Annotated in this window: 26 protein-coding genes; 13 read left to right on the top strand and 13 right to left on the bottom strand. The window is 73.8% G+C overall.

The window, feature by feature from the left end; genetic code table 11:
* The first annotated feature begins 167 nt into the window (after nt 1–167).
* The gene (locus AB0D28_RS17370; RefSeq protein ID WP_357386791.1) at nt 168–2,222 is read left to right on the top strand and encodes a SpoIIE family protein phosphatase; all 2,055 of its coding nucleotides are present in this window, start codon (nt 168–170) and stop codon (nt 2,220–2,222) included.
* Between the two features lie 495 nt (nt 2,223–2,717).
* Here AB0D28_RS17370 and AB0D28_RS17365 read toward each other — a convergent pair whose 3' ends face one another.
* On the bottom strand, nt 2,718–4,250 hold the full coding sequence (locus AB0D28_RS17365) for an FAD-binding oxidoreductase (RefSeq protein WP_357386789.1): 1,533 nt from the start codon (nt 4,248–4,250) through the stop codon (nt 2,718–2,720).
* A 100-nt stretch (nt 4,251–4,350) separates the two neighbouring features.
* Between AB0D28_RS17365 and AB0D28_RS17360 the strand changes: the two genes are divergently transcribed.
* Nucleotides 4,351–6,444, top strand: coding sequence for a S9 family peptidase (locus tag AB0D28_RS17360; RefSeq protein WP_357386787.1), 2,094 nt, complete (start codon nt 4,351–4,353; stop codon nt 6,442–6,444).
* A gap of 15 nt (nt 6,445–6,459) precedes the next feature.
* Entirely contained in the window at nt 6,460–6,603 is a 144-nt protein-coding gene (locus AB0D28_RS17355) for a hypothetical protein (protein WP_167796966.1), read from the top strand.
* 4 nt (nt 6,604–6,607) lie between these two features.
* On the opposite strand, the gene AB0D28_RS17350 is transcribed toward AB0D28_RS17355, so the two are convergent.
* The 4 genes from AB0D28_RS17350 to AB0D28_RS17335 form a co-directional block, all read right to left on the bottom strand.
* Nucleotides 6,608–8,119, bottom strand: coding sequence for an FtsX-like permease family protein (locus AB0D28_RS17350; protein ID WP_357386784.1), 1,512 nt, complete (start codon nt 8,117–8,119; stop codon nt 6,608–6,610).
* Nucleotides 8,116–8,817, bottom strand: coding sequence for an ABC transporter ATP-binding protein (locus AB0D28_RS17345; protein ID WP_357386782.1), 702 nt, complete (start codon nt 8,815–8,817; stop codon nt 8,116–8,118). The genes AB0D28_RS17350 and AB0D28_RS17345 overlap by 4 nt, the downstream gene beginning before the upstream one ends.
* Entirely contained in the window at nt 8,814–9,350 is a 537-nt protein-coding gene (locus AB0D28_RS17340) for a PadR family transcriptional regulator (RefSeq protein WP_357386780.1), read from the bottom strand. The genes AB0D28_RS17345 and AB0D28_RS17340 overlap by 4 nt, the downstream gene beginning before the upstream one ends.
* Before the next feature lie 70 nt (nt 9,351–9,420).
* Nucleotides 9,421–9,987, bottom strand: a complete 567-nt coding sequence (locus AB0D28_RS17335) for a TIGR03086 family metal-binding protein (protein ID WP_357386778.1) — start codon at nt 9,985–9,987, stop codon at nt 9,421–9,423.
* A gap of 31 nt (nt 9,988–10,018) precedes the next feature.
* Between AB0D28_RS17335 and AB0D28_RS17330 the strand changes: the two genes are divergently transcribed.
* Nucleotides 10,019–10,807, top strand: coding sequence for an AraC family transcriptional regulator (locus tag AB0D28_RS17330; protein WP_357386776.1), 789 nt, complete (start codon nt 10,019–10,021; stop codon nt 10,805–10,807).
* A 199-nt stretch (nt 10,808–11,006) separates the two neighbouring features.
* Here the strand turns inward: AB0D28_RS17330 and AB0D28_RS17325 are convergent, their stop codons facing one another.
* From AB0D28_RS17325 to AB0D28_RS17300, 6 genes are read right to left on the bottom strand one after another with little or no spacing between them, the layout of a single operon-like run.
* The gene (locus AB0D28_RS17325; RefSeq protein ID WP_357386774.1) at nt 11,007–12,545 is read right to left on the bottom strand and encodes a SpoIIE family protein phosphatase; all 1,539 of its coding nucleotides are present in this window, start codon (nt 12,543–12,545) and stop codon (nt 11,007–11,009) included.
* A 2-nt stretch (nt 12,546–12,547) separates the two neighbouring features.
* Entirely contained in the window at nt 12,548–13,894 is a 1,347-nt protein-coding gene (locus AB0D28_RS17320) for a sensor histidine kinase (protein WP_357386772.1), read from the bottom strand.
* The gene (locus AB0D28_RS17315) at nt 13,891–14,904 is read right to left on the bottom strand and encodes a SpoIIE family protein phosphatase (RefSeq protein WP_357386770.1); all 1,014 of its coding nucleotides are present in this window, start codon (nt 14,902–14,904) and stop codon (nt 13,891–13,893) included. The genes AB0D28_RS17320 and AB0D28_RS17315 overlap by 4 nt, the downstream gene beginning before the upstream one ends.
* A complete protein-coding gene (locus tag AB0D28_RS17310; protein ID WP_357386768.1) occupies nt 14,901–15,320 on the bottom strand; it encodes an ATP-binding protein in 420 nt (139 codons plus the stop codon). The genes AB0D28_RS17315 and AB0D28_RS17310 overlap by 4 nt, the downstream gene beginning before the upstream one ends.
* A complete protein-coding gene (locus tag AB0D28_RS17305) occupies nt 15,317–15,727 on the bottom strand; it encodes an STAS domain-containing protein (RefSeq protein ID WP_357386766.1) in 411 nt (136 codons plus the stop codon). The genes AB0D28_RS17310 and AB0D28_RS17305 overlap by 4 nt, the downstream gene beginning before the upstream one ends.
* Nucleotides 15,727–16,587 carry an STAS domain-containing protein gene (locus AB0D28_RS17300; protein ID WP_357386764.1) on the bottom strand — a complete coding sequence of 287 codons (861 nt, stop codon included), beginning with the start codon at nt 16,585–16,587 and terminating at the stop codon, nt 15,727–15,729. The genes AB0D28_RS17305 and AB0D28_RS17300 overlap by 1 nt, the downstream gene beginning before the upstream one ends.
* Nucleotides 16,588–16,746: 159 nt before the next feature.
* Here AB0D28_RS17300 and AB0D28_RS17295 point away from each other — a divergent pair, with 159 nt between their 5' ends.
* Nucleotides 16,747–17,103, top strand: a complete 357-nt coding sequence (locus tag AB0D28_RS17295) for an STAS domain-containing protein (protein ID WP_018789120.1) — start codon at nt 16,747–16,749, stop codon at nt 17,101–17,103.
* A 10-nt stretch (nt 17,104–17,113) separates the two neighbouring features.
* Here AB0D28_RS17295 and AB0D28_RS17290 read toward each other — a convergent pair whose 3' ends face one another.
* Nucleotides 17,114–18,382 carry an MFS transporter gene (locus tag AB0D28_RS17290; RefSeq protein ID WP_357386762.1) on the bottom strand — a complete coding sequence of 423 codons (1,269 nt, stop codon included), beginning with the start codon at nt 18,380–18,382 and terminating at the stop codon, nt 17,114–17,116.
* A 49-nt stretch (nt 18,383–18,431) separates the two neighbouring features.
* Here AB0D28_RS17290 and AB0D28_RS17285 point away from each other — a divergent pair, with 49 nt between their 5' ends.
* The 4 genes from AB0D28_RS17285 to AB0D28_RS17270 all read left to right on the top strand — a co-directional run bounded on the left by AB0D28_RS17285 (nt 18,432) and on the right by AB0D28_RS17270 (nt 20,347).
* Nucleotides 18,432–19,115: an FCD domain-containing protein gene (locus AB0D28_RS17285; RefSeq protein WP_357386759.1), complete on the top strand. Its 684-nt coding sequence runs from the start codon at nt 18,432–18,434 to the stop codon at nt 19,113–19,115.
* 40 nt (nt 19,116–19,155) lie between these two features.
* A complete protein-coding gene (gene mscL / locus AB0D28_RS17280) occupies nt 19,156–19,626 on the top strand; it encodes a large conductance mechanosensitive channel protein MscL (RefSeq protein WP_187690944.1) in 471 nt (156 codons plus the stop codon).
* A gap of 77 nt (nt 19,627–19,703) precedes the next feature.
* On the top strand, nt 19,704–19,952 hold the full coding sequence (locus AB0D28_RS17275) for a hypothetical protein (RefSeq protein WP_026268772.1): 249 nt from the start codon (nt 19,704–19,706) through the stop codon (nt 19,950–19,952).
* Nucleotides 19,953–19,981: 29 nt separating this feature from the next.
* Nucleotides 19,982–20,347, top strand: coding sequence for a hypothetical protein (locus AB0D28_RS17270; protein ID WP_357386757.1), 366 nt, complete (start codon nt 19,982–19,984; stop codon nt 20,345–20,347).
* Here AB0D28_RS17270 and AB0D28_RS17265 read toward each other — a convergent pair.
* On the bottom strand, nt 20,310–21,545 hold the full coding sequence (locus tag AB0D28_RS17265) for a benzoate/H(+) symporter BenE family transporter (protein WP_357386755.1): 1,236 nt from the start codon (nt 21,543–21,545) through the stop codon (nt 20,310–20,312). The two genes, AB0D28_RS17270 and AB0D28_RS17265, sit on opposite strands and share 38 nt — an antisense overlap.
* Before the next feature lie 58 nt (nt 21,546–21,603).
* Between AB0D28_RS17265 and AB0D28_RS17260 the strand changes: the two genes are divergently transcribed.
* From AB0D28_RS17260 to AB0D28_RS17245, 4 genes are all read left to right on the top strand, one after another.
* Nucleotides 21,604–22,167 (top strand): XRE family transcriptional regulator, encoded by a 564-nt coding sequence (locus AB0D28_RS17260; protein ID WP_357386753.1) that lies wholly within the window; start codon nt 21,604–21,606, stop codon nt 22,165–22,167.
* A 93-nt stretch (nt 22,168–22,260) separates the two neighbouring features.
* Complete coding sequence (locus AB0D28_RS17255; RefSeq protein WP_013283512.1) at nt 22,261–22,980, top strand: protein phosphatase 2C domain-containing protein; 720 nt, start codon at nt 22,261–22,263, stop codon at nt 22,978–22,980.
* Nucleotides 22,981–23,032: 52 nt separating this feature from the next.
* On the top strand, nt 23,033–24,232 hold the full coding sequence (locus AB0D28_RS17250; RefSeq protein WP_357386751.1) for a GNAT family N-acetyltransferase: 1,200 nt from the start codon (nt 23,033–23,035) through the stop codon (nt 24,230–24,232).
* 40 nt (nt 24,233–24,272) lie between these two features.
* Nucleotides 24,273–25,022: a ZIP family zinc transporter gene (locus AB0D28_RS17245; RefSeq protein WP_357386749.1), complete on the top strand. Its 750-nt coding sequence runs from the start codon at nt 24,273–24,275 to the stop codon at nt 25,020–25,022.
* Nucleotides 25,023–25,228: the final 206 nt, after the last annotated feature.

The following is a 25,228-nucleotide window of genomic DNA, read 5'->3' as shown; positions in this document are numbered from 1 at the left end:
TCCTCGCTCCGCTCGGGCTCGTGCGGTCACACGGGCCATCCCATCATTGTGCCGCGCGATCCGTCGAGGTCACCGCGTGTGATCGCGCGTCACGCGCGGTATCAGCCCGGCCGGCGGGTTCGGCCGGATGCTTGGCACCCGGGGTGGGCGCGGTGGAGGATACGAAGGTGTCAGCGGAGGCAGGGCCTGCTAGCGGCGGCGCGAACGAGCGCGTCCGCCGGGTCCGCCTCCCCGCCGACCGGCGCACCCCGGCGGCCGCCCGCGCGCTGGTGCGCACCATGCTGCTCGAAGCGCGGCTGCCCGAACTGCTGAACGAGGCGCTGCTGCTCACCACCGAGTTGACCACGAACGCCGTCGAACACGCCCGAACCGAACTGGACATCGAGGTCGACACCGACCGCAACGGCCTCACCGTGACCGTCACCGACTTCGCCTCCGGCCCGGTCGACGAGCTGATCGTGGGTGTGCGAAACACCACGTCCGACATCACCGAGGTGGCCACCCGAGGGCGCGGGCTGCTGCTCGTCGACCACTTCGCCAGCCGGTGGGGCACCACGTACCTCCCCACCGGCAAGGGCGTCTGGTTCCGCCTCGACCGGCCCGGCCCCGGCGGTTCCGCCCGGCCGTCGGCCGGCCCACTGCGCGTCGCCGAACGGACCAGCGACGGTACGCCGAGCGCCGCGGCCATGAGCGACTTGATGCAGATCACCCCCGACGCGTACGCCGACGAGCCGCTGTCCGAGTTCGCCACCGGGCTGCTGACCCGGGTCGCCGAGATGGTCGGCGCCGCCGGTGGCACGGTCCGGCTGGACCGGGGCGACGGGCTCGGCACCCAGGTGTTCGCCAGGTACGGCCGGCCGCCGCGCGAGGACAACGAACTGCTGCGCGTGCCGTTGGCCGTGCACCGGCCGTACTCCGGTGAGCTGGAGCTGGACGCGGCACCCTCGGCGTACGCCCGGCCGCTCGCCGTGCTGGCCGCCGAGCGGCTGTCGCTGCACCTGGAGAACGACAGGCTGCGCCGCGCCGACGTACGCCGCTCCACCTGGCTGACGTTCCTGGCCGAGGCCAGTGAACTGCTCGCCCAGTCGCTCGACGTCGAACTGACCATGGCGCTCGTCCCGCAGCTCGTGGTGCCCCGGCTCGGCCAGTGGTGCGCGGTGCACACCACCGACGAGTGGGGCCGGCTGCGGCTCGCCGCGTCGAGCCACGCCGACGAGGCGATGCTGCCGCAGCTGCACCGGACCCTCCAGGAGACCGGCCCGGACTCGATCCAGTCGCGGCTGCGCGAGGCGTCCCGCAACGCCGCCCAGGTGCCGCTCGGCGGGCCGATGGAGGGCTTCGCCGTACCCCTCATCGCCCGTGGCCAGCGGCTCGGCACCCTCGCCGTGGGCCGGCACCAGCGGCACCGGCACGACCCGGACGAGGTCTCGGTGCTGGAGGACGTGGCCCGCCGCGCCGCCCTCGCCATCGAGAACGCCCGCATCCACGCCGAGCGCCGCCGGGTCGCCCAGACGCTCCAGCAGTCGCTGCTGCCGCCGGTGCTCCCGGTGGTCGAGGGCATCGGCTTCGCCGCCGAGTACGTCCCGACCGGCGACGACGCGGAGGTCGGCGGCGACTTCTACGACGTGCTTCCGCTGCCGGACGGCCGCTGGCTCGTGGTGGTCGGCGACGTGTCCGGCAAGGGCGTGCAGGCCGCCGCCGTGACCGGGCTGGTCCGGGACGTGATCCGGGTGCTCGTCGGCGACGGCAAGCCGCTGCCCGAGGTGCTCGGCCGGCTCAACGAGACGCTTGTCGAGCGCGGCGGCGGACGCTACTGCACGCTTGCGCTCGCGTCCGTCGCACCCGGCGACGGCGACCAGCTCGACGTCTCGCTGCACCTGGCCGGTCACGACCGCCCGGTCCTGCTGCACGGCGGTGGCGGCGCGACGTTCGTCGGTGTGGGCGGTACGGCCCTCGGCCTGCTCGACGCCATCACCACACCGACCGCCGAGCTGTCGCTCAAGCCCGGCGACGCGCTGATCTTCTACACCGACGGCGTCACCGAGCGGCGACGCGGACGCGAGCTGTTCGGCACCGAGCGGCTGCGCGAGTCGGCGGCGCCGCTGGCCGGGTACTCGGCCGACGTGGTGGCCGCCCGGCTGCGCGCCACCACCATCGCCTTCTCCGCCGAACCCCCACGCGACGACATAGCCGTCCTGGTCCTCCGAAACGACACCCCCTAACCCCCGGCCCCGGCCCCGGCCCCGGCCCCGGCCCCGGCCCCGGCCCCGGCGATCATGAACTTAGCCGCTCAATTCGCCCGATTCCTCGCCGCCAACTTCATGGTCAACCCGCTCCGGCCCGCCCGCCACGGACGCCTGAGCCGGCCCCTCGTGGCACCCCAGCCGCCCGCCTCGCGCCTCAACCCGCCCATCGGCGGTGATCAACGAGTTTGTGTCCTCTGGGGGCGCGAAATCTGACGCAAAGTCCTTGATCACCGGGCGAGGCGAGGCGATCACCGGGCGAGGCGGGGCGGGCCAGGGCGGGGCGGGGACGGAGGACGGGGACGCGGGTGGAGCCGAGGCTGAGTGCGGGCCGGGGGTGCCCAGCAGGTGGGGACGCCCGGCAGGCAGGGTGCTCCGGCGGGTGCGCCGGCAGGTGTGGGCGCCCCCCGGCGGGCGGGGCACCGGCACGGGTGGGCCGGGCGTCGGCAGGCTGGTGCCCAGGGGCGGGGCTGGTCAGAGGCCGCCGGGTAGGCGGCCGGGGGCCAGTCGGCGGTGCGGGTCCAGGTGGGCCTTGGCGCTGCGCAGTCGCGGCAACGCGGGCAACTCGCCCCAGAGGTCGACGCCACGGCGTACCGCCGCGGGCGCGGCCACCACCACGCACCGGCCCCGCCGGGCGATCAGCACACTGCGGACCGCGGTGAGGATCGAGGCGACCCGGTCGGGTGGCAGCGCGCCGGACAGGGCGGCGTGCACGGTGCCCGAGCCGGCCGAGCCGCGTACCGGCACCGGGGCGCCGGTGGCGTCGCGCAACGCGTAGACGGCGGCGTGCAGGTCGTTTATCGGCACCTCGATACGCAGCGCCGTGTCGCCTGGCGCGAAGGGGTAGCGCCCCCACCATTCCGGCGCGTGGTGACTGACAATCGTCTCGGGGCCGAGGATCGCGGTGAGGCGCTCGGCCCGTTCGGTCACGTCGGCCGGGCCGCCCTCCAGCAGCACCACCAGGCTGCCCGCCGCCGGGCGGCCGGTCACCGCGGGATGGTCGGGGCGGTTGACCACCGACGGGTGCGTGGCCGGAATCCGTCGCCGGGGCAGCGGCACCGGCACCGGCAGGTCCAGCTCCACGGCGGCCGGGTCGACGCCGGCGGCGAGGACGGCCTGCACCAGGTCGTGCACCTCCAGCGGCGTCCAGACCGGGCGGGACACCCAGAGCCGGCCGGCCGGTACGGCGTGCACCCGCATGGTGGCCGAGACGAGCACGCCGAAACCGCCCTGCGAGCCGCAGAGCAGCCGGGCCACGTCCAGCCCGGGCACCTCGCCCCGGCCGAGGATCGCATCGCCGCCACCACGAACCGGATCGTCGCCGAACACACCACCGGCGGAACCGCCGCCCCCGGCGGGACCGCTGTCACCGGCGGAACCGCCAGCGCCCGCCGGACCGCGCCCGCCCGCCCGGCCACCGCCACGGCCGGGGGCGGCTCGGCGGAGGGCCGCCGTGCCGGACTCGCCGACGCTCACCAGCTCGCCGTCGGCGTCGAGGTAGCGCACGCCGACGAGCTGGGCACACGGGCTGCCGTGCCGGTGCCGCAGCGGGCCGGTCTCGTCGGCGGCGAGCACACCGCCGAGCGTCGCGCCGGGCGAGGGCGCGTCGACCGGCAACCGCTGGTTGGTGCGCGCGAGCGTGGCCTGGACCGCGCGCAGCGGCGTACCGGCGCCGATCTCGGCCACCGCCGCGTCGCGCGACTCGTGCCAGACCCCGGCGAGGCGGCCGGTGTCGAGCATGATGTCCACCTGCGCCGGTGCGGCGCCCCAGTCGATCTTCGTGCCGGCGCCGCGGGGCACCACGGTCAGGTCGTACGCGGCGGCCAGCCGCAACACCTCCGCGGCGGCGTGCGGGCCGCCCGGCACGGCCACCCACCGGGCGGTACGGCCGGCCACCTCGTCGGCCGGGCCGGCGAAGCGGGCGAACGGGTCGCCGCAGATCGCGGCCAGCTTCCGGGTGATGTCGAGGGCTCCGAGTCGGTCGGTGGAACGTGCCGCATCCGCCATGGCGGCTATCGTACACATGTTCGAAAGACCTGGCGGCGAGTCGCGGGATTCGGTCGGCGGGCGACCCCGGCGGCCGCCCGGCGCCCGGTAACGTGGCGCCGTGACCGAAACCCCACCGCCCGTCGCCAAGCGCGTCCCCACCGAGCGCGTCCATCACGGTGACACAGTCCTCGACGAGTACGCCTGGCTCGCCACCAAGGACGACCCGGACACGATCGCGTACCTGGACGCGGAGAACGCGTACACCGAGGCGCGCACCGCCCACCTGGCCGGGCTGCGCGCTGAGCTGTTCGAGGAGACGCGCCGGCGCACCCAGGAGACCGACCTGTCGGTGCCGACCCGCAAGGACGGCCACTGGTACTACACCCGCACGGTCGAGGGTCAGCAGTACGGCGTGCAGTGCCGGCGCGCGGTCCGGCCCGGCGAGACCGCGCCCCCGGTCAGCGCGGACGGCGCCCCGCTCGACGGTGAGGAGGTGCTGCTCGACGGCAACCAGCTCGCCGAGGGGCACGACTTCTTCTCCCTCGGCGCGTTCGACGTCAGCCCGGACGGCCGCTGGCTGGCCTACTCCACCGACTTCTCCGGCGACGAACGCTTCACGCTGCGGATCAAGGATCTGACCACCGGCGAGTCGCTGCCGGACGAGGTGCCGGACACGTTCTACGGCACCGCCTGGTCGAGCGACGCGTCCACGCTGTTCTACGTGACAGTGGACGACGCGTGGCGGCCGAACCGGGTCTGGCGGCACACCGTCGGCACGTCGTCCAGCGAGGACGTGGTGGTGTACCAGGAGGACGACGAGCGGTTCTGGGTCGGCGTCGAGCTGACCCGCTCGGAGCGCTTCGTGGTGATCGACATCCACAGCAAGGTCACCAGCGAGGTCCGGGTGATCCCGGCGGCCAACCCGACCGGTGAGCCCGCCGTCGTCGCGCCACGGCGTCAGGGCATCGAGTACGCGGTGGAGCACCACGGCCACCGCTTCCTGATCCTGCACAACGACGGCGCTGAGGACTTCGCGCTCGCTTACACCTCGGCGGACGCGCCGGGCGAGTGGACGCCGCTGATCCCGCACACGCCCGGCACCCGGCTGGAGGCCGTCGACGCGTTCGAGGACCACCTCGTCGTGTCGCTGCGCGCAAACGGGCTGACCGGCCTGCGGGTGCTGCCGGTGGGCAGCGACGACAGCTGGGACATCGACTTCCCCGAGCCGATCTACAGCGTGGGGCTGGACGCGAACCCGGAGTACCGCACGAACGAGGTGCGGCTGCGTTACACGTCGCTCGTCACCCCCGACTCGGTCTACGACTACGACCTGGTGACCCGCGAGCTGACGTTGCGCCGGCAGAAGCCGGTCCTTCCCGGGCCGGACGGGCGGCCGTACGACCCGGCCGACTACGAGCAGCACCGGGACTGGGCACTCGCCGAGGACGGCACCCGCGTACCGATCTCGCTGGTCTGCCGCCGGGGCACGCCGCGCGACGGCTCGGCCCCCGCTGTCATCTACGGCTACGGGTCATACGAGGCGAGCATGGACCCGTGGTTCTCGATCGCCCGGCTGAGCCTGCTCGACCGCGGCGTGATCTTCGCGGTGGCGCACATCCGGGGCGGCGGTGAGCTGGGCCGGCGCTGGTACGACGAGGGCAAGCTGCTGGCCAAGAAGAACACGTTCACCGACTTCGTGGCCTGCGCCCGGCACCTGGTCGAGGCGGGCTGGACGGCGAGCGACCGGCTGGTCGCCCGGGGCGCGTCGGCCGGCGGCCTGCTGATGGGCGCGGTGGCGAACCTCGCGCCGGACGCGTTCGCCGGGATCGTCGCGCAGGTGCCGTTCGTGGACGCGCTCACCTCGATCCTCGACCCGTCGCTGCCGTTGACGGTCACCGAGTGGGAGGAGTGGGGCAACCCGCTCGACGACCCCGAGGTCTACGCGTACATGAAGTCCTACACGCCGTACGAGAACGTGACCGCCGCCGACTACCCGGCTGTCCTGGCGGTGACCAGCCTCAACGACACCCGCGTGCTCTACCACGAGCCGGCCAAGTGGATCGCCCGGCTGCGCGCGCTCGCGCCGTCCGGCGACTACCTGCTCAAGACCGAGATGGGCGCGGGCCACGGCGGCCCGAGCGGCCGGTACGACTCCTGGCGCGAGGAGGCGTTCGTCAACGCCTGGATCCTCGACCGCGTCGGCCGGGCCTGACCCGTACCCGATCGGATGAGCGACGAGGAGCAGCCGGCGGCGCGACGCGCGCCCGCCTGGCTGCTCCTCGTGGTGGTCGCCGCCGCGCTCGTGGTGTGCTGCTGTTCGACTGTCATCGGGCTGGCCGTCGCCGGCTCCGCCGGCCTGCTCGGCCGCTGACCGGTCAGGTGCTGCGCAGTTCCTCGACCGAGGTCGCGGCGCGCAGGAACAGCAGGCCGGCCACGACCGTGCACAGCACCGCCGCCAACCCGCTCGCCGCGAGCCAGGCCAGATGATCCCACGGTACGTCCGGCGGGACCGTCGTCTTCGGCACCCACTCGACGCGAATGTACGGCGCGGCGGTGGCCGGATCGCCGCACAGATCCGCACCGGCGTCGCAGAAGGTTCGCGCGAAGCCACCGTTCCCCGGCGCCGGCATGACGCCCCGGACCAGCAGGTAGCCGACGGTCAACGCGAGCCCGATCGCGGGTACGGCGGGGGCGAGCGCGGCCCAGAGCAGTGCCCGGCCGATGGTGGCTCGTGGCACGCCGGTCGCCACCTGCGCCGCGTACGCCCGTCGCCGGCTGGTGATGCCCTCGACCACCGCCACGAGCAGCCCACCGCCGGCGATCGCCATCGCCACCACGACCGCGAGGTCGACCAGGTCCATCGCGCCGAGGTAGAAGCCCGGGTCGGCCATTCCGGAGCCGGTGCGGCGGGTCACCTCGGCCTGGGCCTGGAAGTCGGCACGCATCGCCGCGGCACCGGCGCCGAAGATCAGCGCGGCGAGCAGGGCGGCGAAGGTGCGGCTGCCGGCCCACGGGTCGGCGACCAGCCGGCGGGCGGCGAGCAGGGCGGCCGGGCCGCGTCCGTGCCGGTGCAGCAGCCGGCCGGTGTGGTACGAGATCCAGCCGGTGCCGGACACGACACCGATCGTCGCGGTCAGCCCGCCGACGACGAGCAACGTCGGCACCTGCCAGTCGGGTGCCACGGCGCCACGCCGCTCGTACCAGAGCAGGAGCGGGCGGATCGCGGCGAACATGGCCAGCGCGGCGAGGATGAGCACGCCCGGCCACGGCCAGGGCGCCCGGGTGCGGACCTTGCGCACGACGCCGAACGGGGTGGTGGTGACCCGCCGCAGCAGCAACGCGCTCACCAGCGCGGCGGCCAGCGGCAGGCCGAGCACGACGGCGGCCACCGCCATCGGCGCCGGGTGCACGTCGGTGGGCAGCGGCAGCCGCCCGTCCGCGTCGGGCCGGTGCAGCAGCCCGCGCCCGGCCAGGAAGACGGCTAGGCCGACGAGGGTGCCGATCAGACTCGCCACGCCGGTCTCGGCGACCGCGACCCGGGTGACCTGCCCGGGGGTGGCACCGGCCAGCCGGAGCGCGGCCAGCCGCCGGTCCCGGCCCGGCGCGCCGAGGCGGGCACACTGTCCGGCCAGGCCGAGGACCGGCACGCAGAGCAGCAGCAACGCGAACGCGACGCCGGGACGGAGGCCGGGTTCCCGCAGCAGGGCGTTCGTGTACTGGTCGGACTGCGTCCAGGCGTCGCCGGGCGGCTTCACCACCGACAGCACTGTCAGCGCGGCCAGCCCGGCCAGCGTCGCGAGCGCGGCGCTCAGCGCGGTGAGCACCACCCGGGCGACGTCGGTGCGGGTGCCGGCCAGCGCGAGCCGCAGCAGCGTGCCCGGTCTCACCGTGACCCACCCGGCAGCGCCGGGTCGAGCCCGAGCCCGGTGTGGTCGACCATGCCGTCGCGCAGGCTGACCTCCCGGTCCGCGTACGCGGCGATGCGCGGCTCGTGGGTCACCAGCACGACAGTGGTGCGCTGCTCGCGGGCCAGCCGGACGAGCTGGGTGAGCACCTGCTCGCCGGCCAGCGTGTCGAGCGCGCCGGTCGGCTCGTCAGCGAAGATCACCCGTGGTTCGGTGACGAGCGCCCGGGACAGCGCGCAGCGCTGCTGCTGCCCGCCGGACATCTCACCCGGCCGGGCGTCGGCGACGTCGGCCACCCCGAGCCGGTCCAGCCAGGAGAGCGCCGCGGTCCGCGCCGCTCGCCGCCCCGTGCCGGCGAGCAACAGCGGAAGCGCGACGTTCTCCGCGGCGGTCAGCTCGGCGACGAGCTGACCGAACTGGAACAGCACCCCGAATTCGGTACGGCGCAGCCGCGAGCGCGCCGCCTCCGACCACGTGTCGATCCGTTCTCCGCGCCAGGTGACCTGACCGGCGTCGGGGCGCAGGATGCCGGCGAGGCAGTGCAGCAGCGTGGACTTGCCACAGCCGCTCGGGCCGGTGACCGCGACGATCTCGCCTTCGGCCACGTCGAGCGTCACACCGCGCAGCGCGGGGGTGTGACCGTAGGCGCGGACCACTCCGCGCGCTTGCAGGAACGTCACGAGCGCACCTCCCGGTGCCAGTCGGCGACCCGGTCCAGGGTGGTGTGCAGCCACCGGAGATCGGCGTCGAGGTGGGCGATGGCGAAGTCGGCGGCGACCACCTCGTCGAGGCGGACGCCGGGGGTCGTCTTCAGCGCGGTCAGTTCGCGCAGGCGTTGCGTGTGCGCCTGCCGCTGGGCGATCAGGTAGGTGCGGGCCTGGCCGACGTCGGCCACCAGGAGCGCGACCACCACCTTGGCGAAGAGCGTGCTGGCCACGTACGGCATCGGCGGCTCGACGGTGCCGAGCCAGTGGTCCAGCGCCGCCCGCCCGTCGTCGGTGAGCGCGTAGGCGGTCCGGTCCGGACCGCCGTCCCGCTCCTGGCCGGTCGGCACGACCAGGCCGTCCCGGTGCAGGCGGGCCAGCGTGGCGTAGACCTGCCCGAAGGCGAGCGGCCGGGCCCGGGGCAGCCGCTCGTCGTGCGCACGCTTCAGCTCGTAGCCGTGGCGTGGCCCGGCGGCGAGCAGCCCGAGCAGGACGTGCTGAGTGGACACTCCCTTACTATTCGCTGAGTGAATAGCACTGTCAAGAACGGCCCGCGCGGGACAACGCGGGCCGTTCGGTTCAGCGGGCCCAGGCCGGGTCGCGGCCGGTCCGGCCGAGCAGCGCGTCCATGCCGTCCGGTGCCGCGCCGGTGGGCACCGGCGGGCCGAACGCGCCCATCTTCTGTCCCATGTCGCCCATCCGGTCCATGAACTCGTGCCCCGCCGCCACCACGGCCGGGTCCACCGCCAGTTCCTGGCCGGTGGCCCGGGCGAGGTCCCATCCGTGGACGGCGAGGTCGATCAGGGCCATCAAGCCGACCGTCTCCTGCGGCAGCCCCATCCCGGGCGAGACGCCATCCTGCGCGGCCGGGTCGGACCACGCCTCGGTCAGCCGGTCCGTCTCGGCAGCGAACCGCTCCCGCCAGCCGCCGGTCAGATGGTCGGCCTTGCCGGACCAGTCGACCTCCTCCCGGCGGGCCAGCGTCTGGAAGTTGACCACCACGTCGAACAGGTGGCCGAGCAGGTCGCGCACCGTGTAGCCGGGGCAGGGCGTGGGCAGACCCAGCTGGTCGTCGGAGATGCCGCGTACCACCGCCACCGTACGCGGCGCCGCGACGGCGAGCAGCTCACTAGTCTTCGTGCTCATAGGGGCAGCGTATGAGGGCGGTCTTGAAGAAATGCGACACGAACCGCGACGCGACAACCGGGGCATCCTCGATCCGGACCGGCTGCGCCGGCGGGTACGGTTCCGACGCCGGCTGCCCGCCCCGGCGCTGCGCCTGTGGGTCGAGCACTACTGGCTGATCGACTGGGACCTGGACGAGCCGTTCGAGCAACGGGTGGTGCCGCACCCGGCCGTGAACGTGGTGTTCCAGGCGCAGGAGGGCGCGCCCGAACAGGGCGAGATCGCCGGCGTCGACACCGGCCTGTTCGCCGTCACGCTGCACGGCGCCGGCCGGGTCTCCGGCGTCCAGTTCCGCCCGGGCGGTTTCCGGCCGTTCTGGCGGCGCCCGGTCGCCGAGTTGACCGGCCGGCGCGTACCGATCCCGGACGGGCCGGTCTGCCCGGGCACCGACGACGAGCGCTGCGCGAAACTGGACGCCCTGCTGACCTCGTGGTCGCCGGTCGCTGATCCGCTCGCCGCCGAGGCCACCGCCCTGGTCGAGGAGATCCGCGCCGACCGGACCGTGCTACGGGTCGCCAACTTCGCCCGGCGGCACGCCGTCTCCACCCGCCGGCTCCAGCGCCTCTTCCTGGACCACGTCGGCGTCGGTCCGAAGTGGGTGATCCGCCGCTACCGGCTCCAGGAGCCGATCGAACAGGCCGCCGCCGGGCCGCTCGACTGGTCGCGGGTCGCCGCCGATCTGGGGTACGCCGACCAGGCCCACCTGGTCCGCGAGTTCACCGCCGTCACCGGGGTCTCCCCCGCCGCGTACGCCCGCTCGCTGGCCGCCCTGCGCCAGTGAGGCGCGGTCCTCAGCCCGACCGCCGCGGTCTCCCGGTCTCCCGGACTTGCTCTGCACCCCCCGGCGCGCCGCTCTGCTCCCGCCCACGACCACCCGCCGCGCACCCATCAAGCAACCGGAGAGATCTTGGTACGAAAGTGCCCCCATAGGGGCCATTCCGTACCAAGATCTCGCAGTTGCCGATGGGCGCGGAACACGGTCAGCGGCGGCGGACCGCCACCACCGCCACGTCGTCCTGGATCTCCGGCGGCGCCAGCTCAACCAGCAGTCGCTGGCAGAACTCGTCCAGGTTGTCGTCGACCCGGGTGGCGGCCACGCCGAGCGCCGCCATGCCGTCGTCGATGGTGGCGTCCCGCCGTTCGATCAGCCCGTCGGTGTAGAGCACCAGCGTGGCCCCGGCGGGAAGCACGAACTCCAGATCCGGCGGGCGCTTCGCGCGCACCCCGAGCAGCGGCGCGGACTGCGCCACGAACTCGACCCGGCCGTCGCGGCTCAGCAACGCCGGCAGGTGCCCGGCGCTCGCCAGCCGGACCAGCCCCGTCGGCGGGTGGAGCAGCAGCACGCAGATGGTGGCCAGCTCGTTCGGCAGCAGGGTTCGCATCAGCTCGTTGACCCGGTCCAGGATCACCCCGGGCTGATGGCCCTCGACCGCGTACGCCCGCACCGCGTGTCGCAACTCGGCCATCACGGTTGCGGCGTGCAGCGAGTGCCCGGCCACGTCGCCGATCGCCACCAGGAGATGCCCGTCGAGCATCACCAGCTCGTAGAAGTCGCCGCCCACCTCGGTCTGCGCGCTCGCCGGCTCGTACCGGACGGCCAGGTCCAGGCCCACGACGTCGGGCAGCCGCTGCGGCAGCAGGCTGCGCTGCAACGTCACAGCGATCCGGTGCTCCTCGTCGAAGGACCGTTGCGCCTCCACCGCCGAGGCGACCGCCTGGGCGAGCTGCACCAGCACCGGCGTACGGACGGTCTGGGTGGCGGTCGGCACCACCACGTAGAGCGGGGCGCGGTCCTCCCGCAGCCGGGAGGCGGCAACCGTCACCGTGTCACCGTCCGGCCAGTCCGCCACCGCCCAGTTGGCCGGCTCGTCGACCCGCACCCGGGTGCCGATCGGCACGCCGGTGTCGTCCACCACCCACGGCACGATCCGGGCCGGCGTGTGCGGGTCGTCCGCCACCCCGGCCAGGCAGTCCCCGTCGAACGTCTCGGCGACCACCGCGGCCGGGGCCTTGAAGATCCGCGCCGCGCCGCTCGCGGCGGCCTCCAGCAGCCGGACGAAGTTCGGCGTCGCGTGCATCTCCACTGTGGCGTCGGCGAGCGCGGCCAGCCGTTCGGCGAGCTGCTCGGCACGCAGCCGGGCCTGGTAGTAGCGCAGCACCGCGTGGGCGGTGGCGACCAGTTCCTCCGGCTCGATCGGCTCGGCCAGGTAGGCGTCCGCGCCCCGGGTGAGACCCTGCGCCCGGTCCACCACGTCGACCGCGTGGGCGGAGACGTGGATGACCGGGATGTACGGGTACTCGTCCTTGATCCGCTCGCACACCTCGAAGCCGCTCATGTCGGGCAGCCGCACGTCGAGCACCACGAGGTCGATGTGTTCCCGGCCCACCCGCTCCAGCGCCGCCGTGCCGTTCTCCGCCTCGACGGTGACGAATCCGGCCCGGGTCAACCAGTTGACCAGCAGGTATCGCTTGGGGCCGCTGTCATCGACCACAAGCACGGTCACCGGCCCGCCGTCCACCGTCACGCTCCGCCCGCGGGGAGGACCACTGTGAACCTGCTGCCCCGGCCGGGTTCGCTGGTGAGCTCCAGCGTCCCGCCGAGCAGCGTGATCAGCCGGCGCGCGTACGGCAGGCCGAGCCCGGTGCCACCGACCCGGGTCGTGCCGGGCACCTGGTAGAACTCCTCGAAGACCCGTTCGTGCAGCTCCGGCGGGATGCCCACACCGGTGTCGGTGACCGAGAGCGTCCACTGGTCGCCCTGACGTTCGGCCCGCAGGCGCACCTCGCCGCGCTCGGTGAACTTCAGCCCGTTGTGCAGCAGGTTGCGCAGCACCTGGGCGAGCAGCACCTCGTCCGAGCGCAGCGTCGCCTGAGCCGGCGGTTCCTCCACCACCAGCTCCACCTCGGGGCGCGCGGCCAGCGCCCGCAGCGTGCCGCGCAACTGCCCGAACACCGCGCGCAGATCGACGTCGGACCAGTCCGGCTCGATCCGGCCCGACTCCGCCTTGGCCAGGTCGAGCAGCTCGTTGACCAGCCCCAGCAGGTCGCCCGCCGAGGATCGGATCAGCCCCACCTGACGGGCCTGTTCGCCGGTGAGCGGGTCGGAGGCGGAGTCGGCGAGCAGCCGGGCCAGGCCGATGATCGCGGTGACCGGGGCGCGCAGCTCGTGGCTGACGTTCGCCAGGAAGCGGCTCTTCGACTCGCTGGCGGACCGCAGTTGGGCGGACTTCTCGTCCAGCTCGGCGTAGAGCGCCACCACGCCGCGGTTGGTCTCCTCCAGCTCCTCGGTGAGCTGGTTGTAGAGCGCCATCACACCACGGTTGGTCTCCTGAAGCTCGGAGTTGAGCACCGCCAGCTCGTCGCGCTGGCTGCGCACCTCGTCGAGGGCGGTGATGAGCTGCGCGTTCTGGGCGGCCAACTCGTCAAGCGCGGAACCCGGCGCCCGCTCGGCCAGCTCGGCGCGCAGCTCGGCGGCGCGCTCCACCGTCAGCTCCTCGCTGTTGTCGGGCACTCGTCGGGACATCCTCACGACCGTATCGCCATCGACAGCCACCACCCGCAACGTGTCCACCAGTCGCGCGACGGCGCCGGACTGCGGCTCGTACCGCCCGCCGGGGAGCGGACGCAGCGGCGACAGGTCCACCTGGAGGACCCGGCGGCCGACGGCGTCGCGGTCGAGGGCGAACGTGACGTCCGCGCCGTCGACACCGTGCAGCAGCTCCCGGGCCACCTCGCTCAGCGCGGTGGCGATCCGTACCTGGTCCTGGTGTTCCAGCCCGACCGCCGCGGCCACCTCCCGGCCGCGCTGCCGGACCAGGAAGATGTCCTGCTCCACCCGGAGCGCGAGGTGCAGGAGGGGTTCGGTCATGCCGCCCCCCGGGCCACCAGGACGCAGGCGTCGTCGCGTCGGACACCGGCGTCACGCAGCAGAGTCGCGGCGGCCAGCAGCGGGTTGCGGCCGGCGAGCCCGGGATAGTCGTCCAGATCCCAGCGATCCACCACCCCGTCACTGTGCATGACCAGGGTGGCGTCGCGCGAGAAGGGGTAGTCGTATCCCCGGATCGCCGGACGCTGGTGCCCGGCGATGCCCGGCAGCGAGACCAGCCCGCGCCGTCGCTCGCCCGGCGCGACGATCATCGCGGCGATGTTGCCCAGCCCGGCGTAGCGGAGGATCCCGGCGGCCGGATCCGGTTCGGCCACGGCGAGCGCGGCGCCCCGGGTGTGCGAGATGGTGGCGTGCAGGTGGCGCACCACGACGTCCGGCGGCCCGTCCGGCGCCGAACGGAACGCGGACACGGCCGCGCCGGTCGCGGCGGCGGCGAGCGGCCCGTGTCCCAGTCCGTCGGAGACCAGCACCTGCCGCCGGCCGTCCAGCTGGCGGACCGCGTACCCGTCGCCGCTGGTCTGCTCGCCGGTGATCGGCCGGGCCAGCCCGGCGGCCCAGTCCGGCTCGGGCGGCGCGTCGTCCCAGACCTGGACGACCAGGACGGTGCCCCGGCCCGGCGACGAGTAGCCGTCGAACCGGCTCGACTGCCGGGTGATCGCGCCGAGACCGATGCCGAGCGTGCCAGCTGTGGAGTGGCCGTCGACGGAGGAGAGCGTGAGGTCGGCCATGCCGGGGCCGGAGTCGATGGCCACCAGTTCCACCCCGGCCCGCTCGCCCCGGCGGGCCGGACGCATCAGGAGCGTGCCCTCGCGGGCGTGCTTGACCAGGTTGCTGGTGATCTCGGCGGTGACGATGGCCAGGTCCGCGACGCGCGGCGCGCTCAGTTCGAGCTGCCGGCCGAGGCGTTCGGCCGCCCGGCGTACGCTGCCGGCTGTCGCGCCGGTGTCGACCCGGAACCAGATGCCGTGGTCAGGTACCACGTCGGAGATCATCGCGACCACTTGGTGACGGTGATCCGCGTCCCCTCGCCGACAGCCGTCCGGATGTCGAAGTCGTCGACGAGCCGGCGGGCGCCGCTCAGCCCCAGGCCGAGCCCGCCGCCTGTGGTGTAGCCGTCGGTGAGCGCCAGGTCGAGGTCGGGGATGCCCGGTCCCTCGTCGGCGAAGACGATCCGTACGCCGCGCCGCCGACCGTCGGACACGGTGCTCACCTCGGCGCTGCCCCCACCGCCGTAGATCAGCGTGTTGCGGGCCAGCTCGCTGGCGGCGGTGACGAGCTTCGTCTGGTCGACCAGGGAGAGCCGGGTCGCGACGGCTGTGGTACGCACCAACTGCCGGACCCGCACCACGTCCTCGTCGCTGCGGATCGCCTGCGTCGCCGGCACACCCAGGTCGACGCCCACGGTCATGCCGTCGCCGTCGTCTCGGTGTCCTCGTCGTCGGCCGCCTCGTCCCACTCGTCGGGACGGCTGGCCGCGATCAGCTCCATGCCGCGCTCGACGTTCAGCGCGGTACGGATGCCGTTGAGCGACAGCCCCAGCTCGACGAGCGTGATGGCGACGGCCGGACGCATGCCGACCACCACCGTCTCGGCGTCCAGCACCTTCGAGATGGACGCGATGGTCGACAGCATCCGGCCGACGAAGGAGTCGACGATGTCCAGCGCCGTGATGTCGATGATCACGCCGTGGCAGCCGGTGGCGACGATCCGCTCGGCCAGGTCCTCCTGCAGCTGGATCGCCGTCTGGTCGGACATGTCGACCTGGATGGAGACCAGCAGGATGTCGCCGATCTTGAGGATCGGCACCCGTTCCATCAGGACTCCCGGCGCGGGCGGCGGGCGGTGGTCTCGACCCCGGTCAGGCGCAGCACGTGGCGCAGCGCGTCGGCGAGGCTCGCCTTGGTGGCGATGTCACCGAACTCGATGCCGAGGGCCACGATCGTCTGGGCGATCTGCGGGCGGATGCCGGAGATGATGCAGTCGGCGCCCATCAGCCGGGCGGCCACCACGGTCTTGAGGATGTGCTGGGCGACCTGAGTGTCGACCGCCGGCACGCCGGTGATGTCGATGATCGCGTAGGGCGAGCCGGTGTCGACCAGCGTCTGGAGCAGTCGCTCCATCACGACCTGGGCGCGGGCCGAGTCCAGCGTCCCGACCAGCGGGACGGCGACCACGCCCTCCCAGAGCTTGACCACCGGGGTGGACAGCTCCAGCAGTTGCTCCGCCTGGTCGGCGATCAGGCTCTCGCGGGCCCGGACGAACGTCTCGAACGTGAACAGCCCCATCTGGTCGACCAGCGCGGAGAAGGCGACGAAGTCGCGCAGGGCGTCGGTGCCCTTCTCGTCCTCCAGCACCTCCAGCAGGGTGTCCTTGAGCGCGAACACGCTGATCGCGGTCTCGGTCGCGGAGAACCCCTGCCGGGCCCGGTTTGTGGACAGCTCGGACAGCACCGCCCGCAGCTCACCGCCGTACTCGTCGGCCAGGTCGGAGACACCGTGCTGACCGGCCTCGACCAGCGCCCGGTGCAGTTCCTGGACCTGCCGGGCCAGCTCGGCCCGGCTCAGGCGACCGCGCAGCGAACTCGCGACGATCTCCGTCCAGCGGTTGGTCAGCCGATCCGCGTGCTGACTGAGCAGGTGGGCGAGCCGACCACCCTGTTCGGCGCTCATCGCCATGCTGACCTCCCTGATTTGGACGGGCGGACTCTATCACCGGAGCCTGACGCGCTACTTGTCGCAGAGCAAAGAATGATCGGCCGCACCTGTGACCGCTCCCGTTCTGCGCGACGCGCCCGTCGTGGGATACCGTTTCCCCCGAACACAGGAGGTCGACGAATGTCCTTGACGGTGCACACGGAACAACGCGGCGACGTGGTCGTCGTGTCGGTCGCGGGCGAGCTGGACATGGCCACGGCACCGCAGCTCCAGGACCAGATCACGGATCTGCTGGACAAGGGGCGCAGCCGCCTCGTCTTCGACCTGGCCGAGGTCTCGTTCTGCGACTCCACCGGCCTGTCGGTGTTCGTCCGGGCGAAGAACAACTGCGACGAGGCCGGTGGCGTGGTCCGGCTGGCCGCCCCGCAGCGCGGCGTGCTGCGCATCCTCGAGGTCAGCGGCCTGGTCGAGGTGCTGCACACGTACCCGACGGTGGAGCAGGCCGTCGCGGGCGATCCCACCCCGGCCTCCTCCTGACCGATCCCGCTCAGCGCTCGTCCTCGATGTAGCGGGGACGGGCGATCACCATGCCCGCAGCCGTCTGCACGGCCAGCGCCACCAGCAGGAAACCGATCGGGGCGGTCCAGCCGCCGGTCGCCTCGTAGAGGATGCCCACCAGCAGCGGCCCGAGCGCGGCGATGACGTACCCGGTGCTCTGCGCGAACGCGGACAGCGCCACGGTGCCCTCGGCGGTCCGGGCGCGCAGCCCGATCGTGGTCAGGATGAGCGGGAACGCGCCCTGGCCGAGCGCCAGCAGCAGCACCCACAGCGGTGCCAGGCCGTGCGGGGCGAGCGCCAGACCGGTGTACGCGGCGGCGGAGAACACAGTCAGCGACAGCACCAGCGGGCGCAGCGTGGCCAGCCGGCCGGCCAGCGCCGGCATCATCAGCGCCACCGGCACGCCCAACGCGGTCACGCCGGCGAGCAGCAGCCCGGCTGTCTCCGGCCGGTATCCGGCGTCCCGGAACAACTGGGCCAGCCAGCCCATGATCGCGTACCCGCTGAGCGACTGCGCCCCGAAGTAGACAGCCATGGCCCAGCCGAGCCGGGTCCGGCCCGGCTGCACCCGGGCCGGGGCAGCGACCGCCACCGCCGGGGGCGCGGCCCGTCGCGCGGCGCGGGCCCGCAGCGCCAGCGGCACCCACGGGAGTACGGCCAGCGCGGCCAGCCCGGCCCAGATGCCGAGTCCGGCCCGCCAGGAGCCGAACGCGTGCGCCACCGGCACGGCGGAGGCGGCGGCCACCGTCGTGCCCACCGTCAGGGCCATCGTGTACGCCCCGGTGACCAGTCCGGTGCGGTGCGGGAAGTGCTGCTTGACGAGCATCGGCAGCAGGATGTTCGCCACCGCGATGCCGGCCAGCGCGAGCGCGCTGGTCAGCACGAAGATCGCCGCCGAGCCGGTGACCGCGCGCAGCACCTGCCCGACGGTGAGCGCCAGCATGGCCAGCACCAGCACCCGGGGCGCGGCCCAGCGGCGGACCAGCCACGGGGTGAGCGCGCCCAGCCCGGCGAACGCGATGGTGGGCAGGGTGGTGACCAGGCCGGCCATCGCGCCGGACAGCCCCAGCCCGACCCGGATCTCGTCGAGCAGGGCGCCGAGGCTGGTCACCGCGGCCCGCAGGTTCAGCGCGACGAGCAGCATCCCCGCGAGCACGAGCAGGCCGCCCCGGACCGGACCGGCCGCCGGGGCGGGGGCCGGCGCGGATGCGGCACCCGGCGTGGGCACTGCCGCGGCGGGCGCAGTTGGCGGAGTCATGACCTCGAACCTACAATCATGGGATGAATTTCGGCACGAGGTGTAACCCGTGACACCCGCCCGGGATTCCGTCACCGTGCCGCCCCGCGGTCACCGGGTCCGGCAGACGATCGAAGCGCTCCGGGAACGGATCCTCGGCGGCGAGTGGCCGGTGGGCGGGCGCATCCCCACCGAGCCGCAGCTGGTCGCCGCGCTCGGCGTCGGGCGGAACACCGTCCGCGAGGCGGTCCGGGCGCTCGTGCACGCCGGGGTGCTGGAGTGCCGGCAGGGCTCCGGCACGTACGTGGTGTCGACGGACGAGCTAGCGCCGGTGGTGGCCCGCCGGCTCACCGACGACCGGATGACCGAGGTGGTCGAGGTCCGGCGCGCGTTCGAGGTGGAGGCCGCCCGGCTCGCCGCGCTGAGGCGTACCCCCGACGACCTGGCGGCGCTCGACGGCGCGCTCGCGGCCCGCGAGGCCGCCTGGCGCGGCGGCCGGGTGAACGAGTTCGTCGAGGCGGACGCCGCGCTGCACACGGCCGTGGTGGCCGCCGCGCACAACGCCATGCTGGCCGAGCTGTACGCCTCGGTCGGCGCCGCGCTGCGCAGCACTGTGGCCCAGGCGATGGGCGAGGCGCTGACCCCGGAGCGGTACGTGGATCACGGCCGGCTGGTCGAGGCGATCCGGGCCGGCGACCCGCAGCGGGCGGCGATCGAGGCCGGTGCTTTTCTCGAAGGCCCCGCCGAGGCATAGGTTGTCCCCGACGCAGACTCATCAGGGCACGGGAGTACGGATGCTCAAGGGCTTCAAAGACTTCATCATGCGCGGCAACGTCGTCGACCTCGCGGTCGGTGTCGTCATCGGCGCCGCGTTCACAGGCGTGGTGACCCAGCTCACCAAGTCGTTCCTGGAACCGCTGGTACGCGTGTTCATCGCGCTGATCACGGGCAGCAAGGACGGCCTCAGCGGATCGACCCCGAAGTTCCGGGGCATCCCGTTCGACTGGGTGGCCTTCGTCAACGCGGCGATCACGTTCGTGCTCACCGCGGCGGCGCTGTACTTCCTCGTCGTCTACCCGATGAACAAGCTCGCCGAGCGCCGCAAGCGCGGCGAGGAGCCGCCGCCCTCGGCCCCGAGCGAGGAGGTCAAGCTGCTCACCGAGATCCGGGACGCGTTGCTCGCCGGCAACCACGGCACGCCCGGCCAGCGCAGCGCCCTGGACGACGTGCTCGGCCGCCGGCAGGAGCCGCCCGCGCCGCGCTGACGCCATAGCCGATCGGCCCCCGCGACGATCTCGCGGGGGCCGACGTGCATCGAACACATGTTCGATAGAGTCCGGGCATGGAGCAGCGCAGGCACTGGTGGAACGGGAAATGGGGACGCCTCGCCCGGCGTGACGTCTTCCTCCGGGTGGACGGCGACCGCTGGCACGTGGAGCAGCGGGCCGGCGGCGCCGAGGGGGTCTCCCGGTTCTACGAGCACGCCAGCGTCGAGGAGGCCGAGGAGACGGTCCGGGCGCTGCTGGACGGCACCGACACCTGGCGCGAGCTGTCCCCCCGTCCGCCGGGCGGCTGGGCCCCGTCCGTTTAGCGCCCGCGCGCCCCGGGAACCGCTTCCGCATGAGCCAGCAGCAGGACACCGTCTCCCGGGTCACCACCGGCATGCGCGTGGTCGACTCCGCAGGCGTCGAGGTGGGCACAGTCGATCTCGTGCAGCGCGGCGACCCGGCCGCGGTGACCGTGCAGGCACCCGCACCTGTCGACCCGGGCAGCAGCCTGGACGAGCTGATCGAGTCGGCGGCGGTCGACGAGCCGGACGTACCGGCCGACCTGGCCGCCCGGCTGCTGCGCGACGGCTACCTCAAGGTCTCCACCGAGCTGGTCCGCACCGGCGCGGTCTACGTGCTGGCCGACCGGATCGCCGCGGTGAGCGACGGCGCGGTACGCCTCACCGTCCCGGTCGCGGAGCTACCCGCCGAGGAGTGACCTCGACCGCTTCCCTCTCACCCCGTGTGGCCTGCTCCGGCACGGACGGGGTCGCGCGGCGGCGGAACAGCAGCAGCATCAGCCAGCCCGCTATCAGGCCCCAGAACGCGCCGCCCACCCCGAGCAGGCTCACCCCGGAGGCGGTGACCACGAACGTCACCACCGCCGCCTCCCGCGCGCCCGGCTGGGCGACCGCCGCCGTGACCGCGCCGGCGAGCGCGCCGAGCAGGGCGAGCCCGGCGACGGCCTCGACGAGCACCGGCGGAGAGAGCAGCACCAGGGCGGTGGCCACGCCGGCGCCCATGCCGAGCAGGGCCAGGCCGATCCCGGCGGTGACCGAGGCGATCCAGCGCCGTTCCGGGTCAGGGTGGGCGTCCGGTCCGGCGGCCAGGGCGGCGGTGATCGCTGCGAGGTTCACCGCGTGGCCGCCCGCCGGGGCGCCGAGGGCGGTGGCGAGGCCGGTCACCCGCAGCGCCGAGCCCAGCGGGGCGCGGTAGCCGTACCCGGCGAGCACAGCGGTGCCGGGCACGTTCTGGGCGGCCATGGTGACCAGGAACAGCGGCAGCGCGAGCCCGACGACTGCGGGCAGCGTCCAGGCCGGCGCGGTGAGCGCGACGACGGGTGCGGCGTCCAGCCGGGCCGGCCCGGAGGTGGTGAGCGCGATCGCGACCACTGCCACGGCGAGCGCGCCGGGCACCGCCCAGCGGCGGGCGAACCGGTGCAGCAGCAGCCAGACCAGCACCACCGGCCCGGCCAGCCGGGGCACCTCGACCAGGGCGCGTACCGGTGCCGTACACAACGGCAGCAGCACCCCGGCGAGCATGGCGGAGGCGATCGGGGCGGGGATCGCGGCGACCGCGCGGCCGAGCGCGGGGATCAGCCCGGCCGCGATGATCAGCAGCCCGGCGACCAGGAAGGCGCCGACTGCGGCGGGCCAGCCGCCGGGGACCGGCCCGGTGGCCACGAGCAGCGCCGCGCCCGGCGTGGACCAGGCGATGGCGAGCGGCAGCCGGTGCCGCAGGCCGAGCCAGACCGCGCAGGCGCCGCTGGCGACGCAGAGCGCGAGCAGGCCGGAGGCGGCCTGGTCCGGATCGGCGCCGACCGCGCGCAGCCCGGCCAGGACGACTGTGAACGAGCTGGCGAAGCCGACCAGGGCGGTCACCACGCCGGCCAGGACGGGTTGGAGCCGACCGCCCATGCCCACCTCCTCCGACCGTTCCGTTTACGGAACGGCACGGTGTAGCACGATAGCCCCCATGACAGCCGCCGCACCAGCCGACGACCGGGGCGCCCAGGAGGTGGGCCGGCGCATCCGCTCGCTCCGTACCGAGCGGGGCATCTCCCTGTCCGAGCTGGCCCGCCTCGCGGGCGTCGGCAAGGCCACGCTCTCCGGCCTGGAGAACGGCGTGCGCAACCCCCGGCTGGAGACCCTGTACGCGATCACCGCGCAGCTCGGCGTACCGCTGACCGCCGTGCTCTCCCCGCCCGGCGAGACGCCGACCGTACGCGGCACGGCGGTCGGGGCAACGCTGCTTGAGGTGTTCGACGACAGGGAGGCGACCTACGAGCTGTACCGGATGCGGGTCGGCCCGGGGCCGGCGCAGCTCTCCCCCGCCCACTCCGGCGGCGTCACCGAGCACGTGACGATCTTCTCCGGGGCGCTGCGCGCCGGCCCGGCCGACGCCCCACTGACCGCCGGCCCCGGGGGCTACCTGCGGTGGACCTCCGACGTGCCGCACGTCTATGCGGTGGTGGGCGAGGAGGAGGTCCACGCGAGCCTTCTGCTGCGTTATCCTCGTCCGTCCACACCGGACAGTTGACGCATACCCAGGATGTAAGCGGATGACATTTCTTTCAGTAGACCCGCCAGCGCGTGCAGACGCGGAGCCGTTCTTCTTGGCAAGCTTGTCGTCATGACGCTCATCCTCCGCTCGGCCATCCTCAACGACGTCGGCCTCGTCCGGACCAACAACGAGGACTCCGCCCTCGCCGGTGACCGCCTCGTGGCGGTGGCCGACGGCATGGGCGGACTCCCCGCCGGCGAGGTGGCCAGCGAGATCGTCATCCGGATCCTGGACGAGCTGACGCCGCCCACCGGCGCCGACGAGGCGGCCGACGCGCTGCGCGCCGTGGTCAGCACCGCGAACCAGCGCATCCGCGCGGCCATCACGGTGGACCCGGCCCGCGACGGCATGGGTACCACGCTGACCGCCGCCCTGCTCGCCGGGGACACCCTGGTCCTGGCGCAGGTCGGCGACTCCCGCTGCTACCTGCTGCGTGACCACGAGCTGACCCAGCTCACCCGCGACGACACGTTCGTGCAGGCGCTCGTCGACCAGGGCGCGCTCTCCCGTGACCAGGCCCGGCACCACCCCCAGCGCTCGCTGGTCACCCGCGCGGTACAGGGCTCCGACGCGCCACCCGCCGTCGGCGCGCTCACCGTCTTCCCCGGTGATCGGCTGCTGCTGTGCAGCGACGGCCTCTCCGACTACGTGGAGGACGCCGCCATCGCGGCGGCGCTCGCCACCTACGGCGACCGCCAGCAGTGCGGCGAGCAACTGGTGAAACTGGCCCACCAGGCCGGCGCGCCGGACAACGTGACGGTGGTCATCTCGGACGTCACCGAGGCGTGAGCCGCCGCCCTTTCCGGTTGCGGACCACGGCGGGTGCGGCTGGGATGAACGGATGCACATTCGCCGGCTGGCCGCCGATGAACGACTGACCACCAGCTTCCCGCTCCAGGCGTACGCGTTCGAGGCCTCGCCGATGGGCGCCACCCGGACCGACCAGTTCCGCGCCTACCTGCCGTACAACGCCGGGAACACGACGCTGGTGGCCGAGGAGGACGGGGTCACCGCGGCGGCCGCGTCGGCGATACCGATGCGGCAGAACCTGCGCGGCGCGGTGCTGCCGATGGCCGGTGTCGCGGGCGTGGCCACCCATCCGCTGGCCCGCCGGCGCGGCCACGTCCGCACGCTGATGCGGCAGCTCCTCGACGACATGCGCGACGAGGGCCACCAGCTCACCGCGCTGCACCCGTTCCGCGCCTCGTTCTACGAGCGCTTCGGCTACATCGGGCTGCCCCGGCGGCGTACCGCGATCTTCGACCCGGCGGACCTGGCGCCGCTGCTGCGCGCCGAACTGCCCGACGAGCTGGTCTGGGAGCGGATCGGCGCGGGGTATCCGAGGTGGCGCGCGTACACCGAGCGGTGCCTGCGCGAGCGGCACGGCTTCGCGGTCTTCCCGGACTTCCGGGCGGTCGGGCTGCGCGACCGGGACGACCGCTGGCTGGTGAGCGTGGTGCGCGGCGGGAAGACGGTCGGCGCGGTCACCTACCGGATCGACGACCATGCCGGCACGCTGCTCGCCGACGACCTGCTCGTCGACGACCCGTACGCCCGCGCGTCGGTGCTCCAGTTCTTCGCCCGGCACGTCGACCAGGTGGCGCGGATCAGCGTGCAGGTGACCCCCGACGAACTGCCCGAGCTGTGGCTCACCGACCTCGACGTGCGGGTGGAGGCGCGGGTGGCCCGGCCCGACCCGACCGCGCCGATGGCCCGGCTGCTCAGCCTGGAGGCGCTGGCCGAACAGCCGGTCGGGGCCGGCCGGGTGCTGGTCGAGGTGGTCGCCGACAGGTGGCTCGCCGGCCGGCACCTGCTCGACGGCACCACCGGCAAGCTCGCGGTGCTGCCGGCCTCCACCGCCGCCGAGGGCAGCGTGCCGACCGCGCGGCTCACCGCCGCCGGTCTGTCCGCCCTGGCGTACGGCGTGCTCGACCCGGCCGAGGTGGTCGTACGCGGGCTCGGTGAGGTTCCGGTGGACGCGGCCGGTGAGCTGCGACGGCTCTTCCCCCGGGAGCTGCCGCACCTGTTCGCCGACTTCTGAGGCGGGTTGGCGGCACGCGCCCGGGGGTAGGGTGCAGCGCGTGCCGGAGTGGCTGGAAGCGGGATTCTGGGGCCTGCTCGCCGGGTCGGCCCTGCTGATCGGGGCGGCCGTCGGGTTCTTCGCGCGCGTACCGCGCCCGGTGACCGCCTCGGTGATGGCGTTCGGGGCGGGCGTGCTGCTCTCCGCCGTGTCGTTCGAGCTGATCGACGAGGCGCACGAGCAGGGCGGCCTGCTGCCGGTGGCGATCGGCGCGGCGGCCGGCGCGCTCGCGTACACCGGGGCGAACGTGCTGCTGGCCCGGCACGGCGCCCGGCACCGCAAGCGTTCCGGCGACGAGCAGCCGTCCGAGCGGGAACAGCCCGGCTCGGGCAGCGCCATCGCGGTCGGCGCGCTGCTCGACGGCGTACCCGAGTCGGTGGTGATCGGCGCGAGCCTGCTGGCCGGCGGCCCGGTCAGCCTGGTCACCGTCATCGCGGTGTTCCTCAGCAACGTGCCGGAAGGGCTTTCCAGCGCGGCCGGCATGCGGCTGGCCGGGCGCACCCGGCGCTACGTGTTCGGGCTGTGGACGGCCATCGCGTTGATCTCCGGTGCGGCGGCGCTGGCCGGGTACACGCTGCTCGGCGGCGCACCGCCGGAGGTGCTGGCGACGATCACCGCGCTCGCCGCCGGCGCGATCCTGGCGATGATCACCGACACCATGGTCCCGGAGGCGTTCGCCGACGCGCACCTGCTGGTCGGGTTGATCACCGTGCTCGGTTTCCTGGTCGCGTTCGCGCTCTCGCACGCCTGACCGGCCCGCCCGGCACCCGGCTGATCATGAAGTTGGCCGCCTCGCCCGCGCGCCTCGCACCCCGCCCTCTTCAGCCCGTGATCAAGGAGTTTGTGTCACCCAAGGAGATCAACTAGGGCGTGTTTCATAAGCCGGTCAGAGCCACTCGCAGATGATGGTGATGGTCAGGACGGCCTGGAAGCGGACGGCTAACTTGTCGTAGCGGG

This window comes from Micromonospora sp. NPDC048169, assembly GCF_040652815.1.
Lineage (GTDB): Bacteria > Actinomycetota > Actinomycetes > Mycobacteriales > Micromonosporaceae > Micromonospora.
This window is presented reverse-complemented; position numbering and strand designations above follow the sequence as displayed.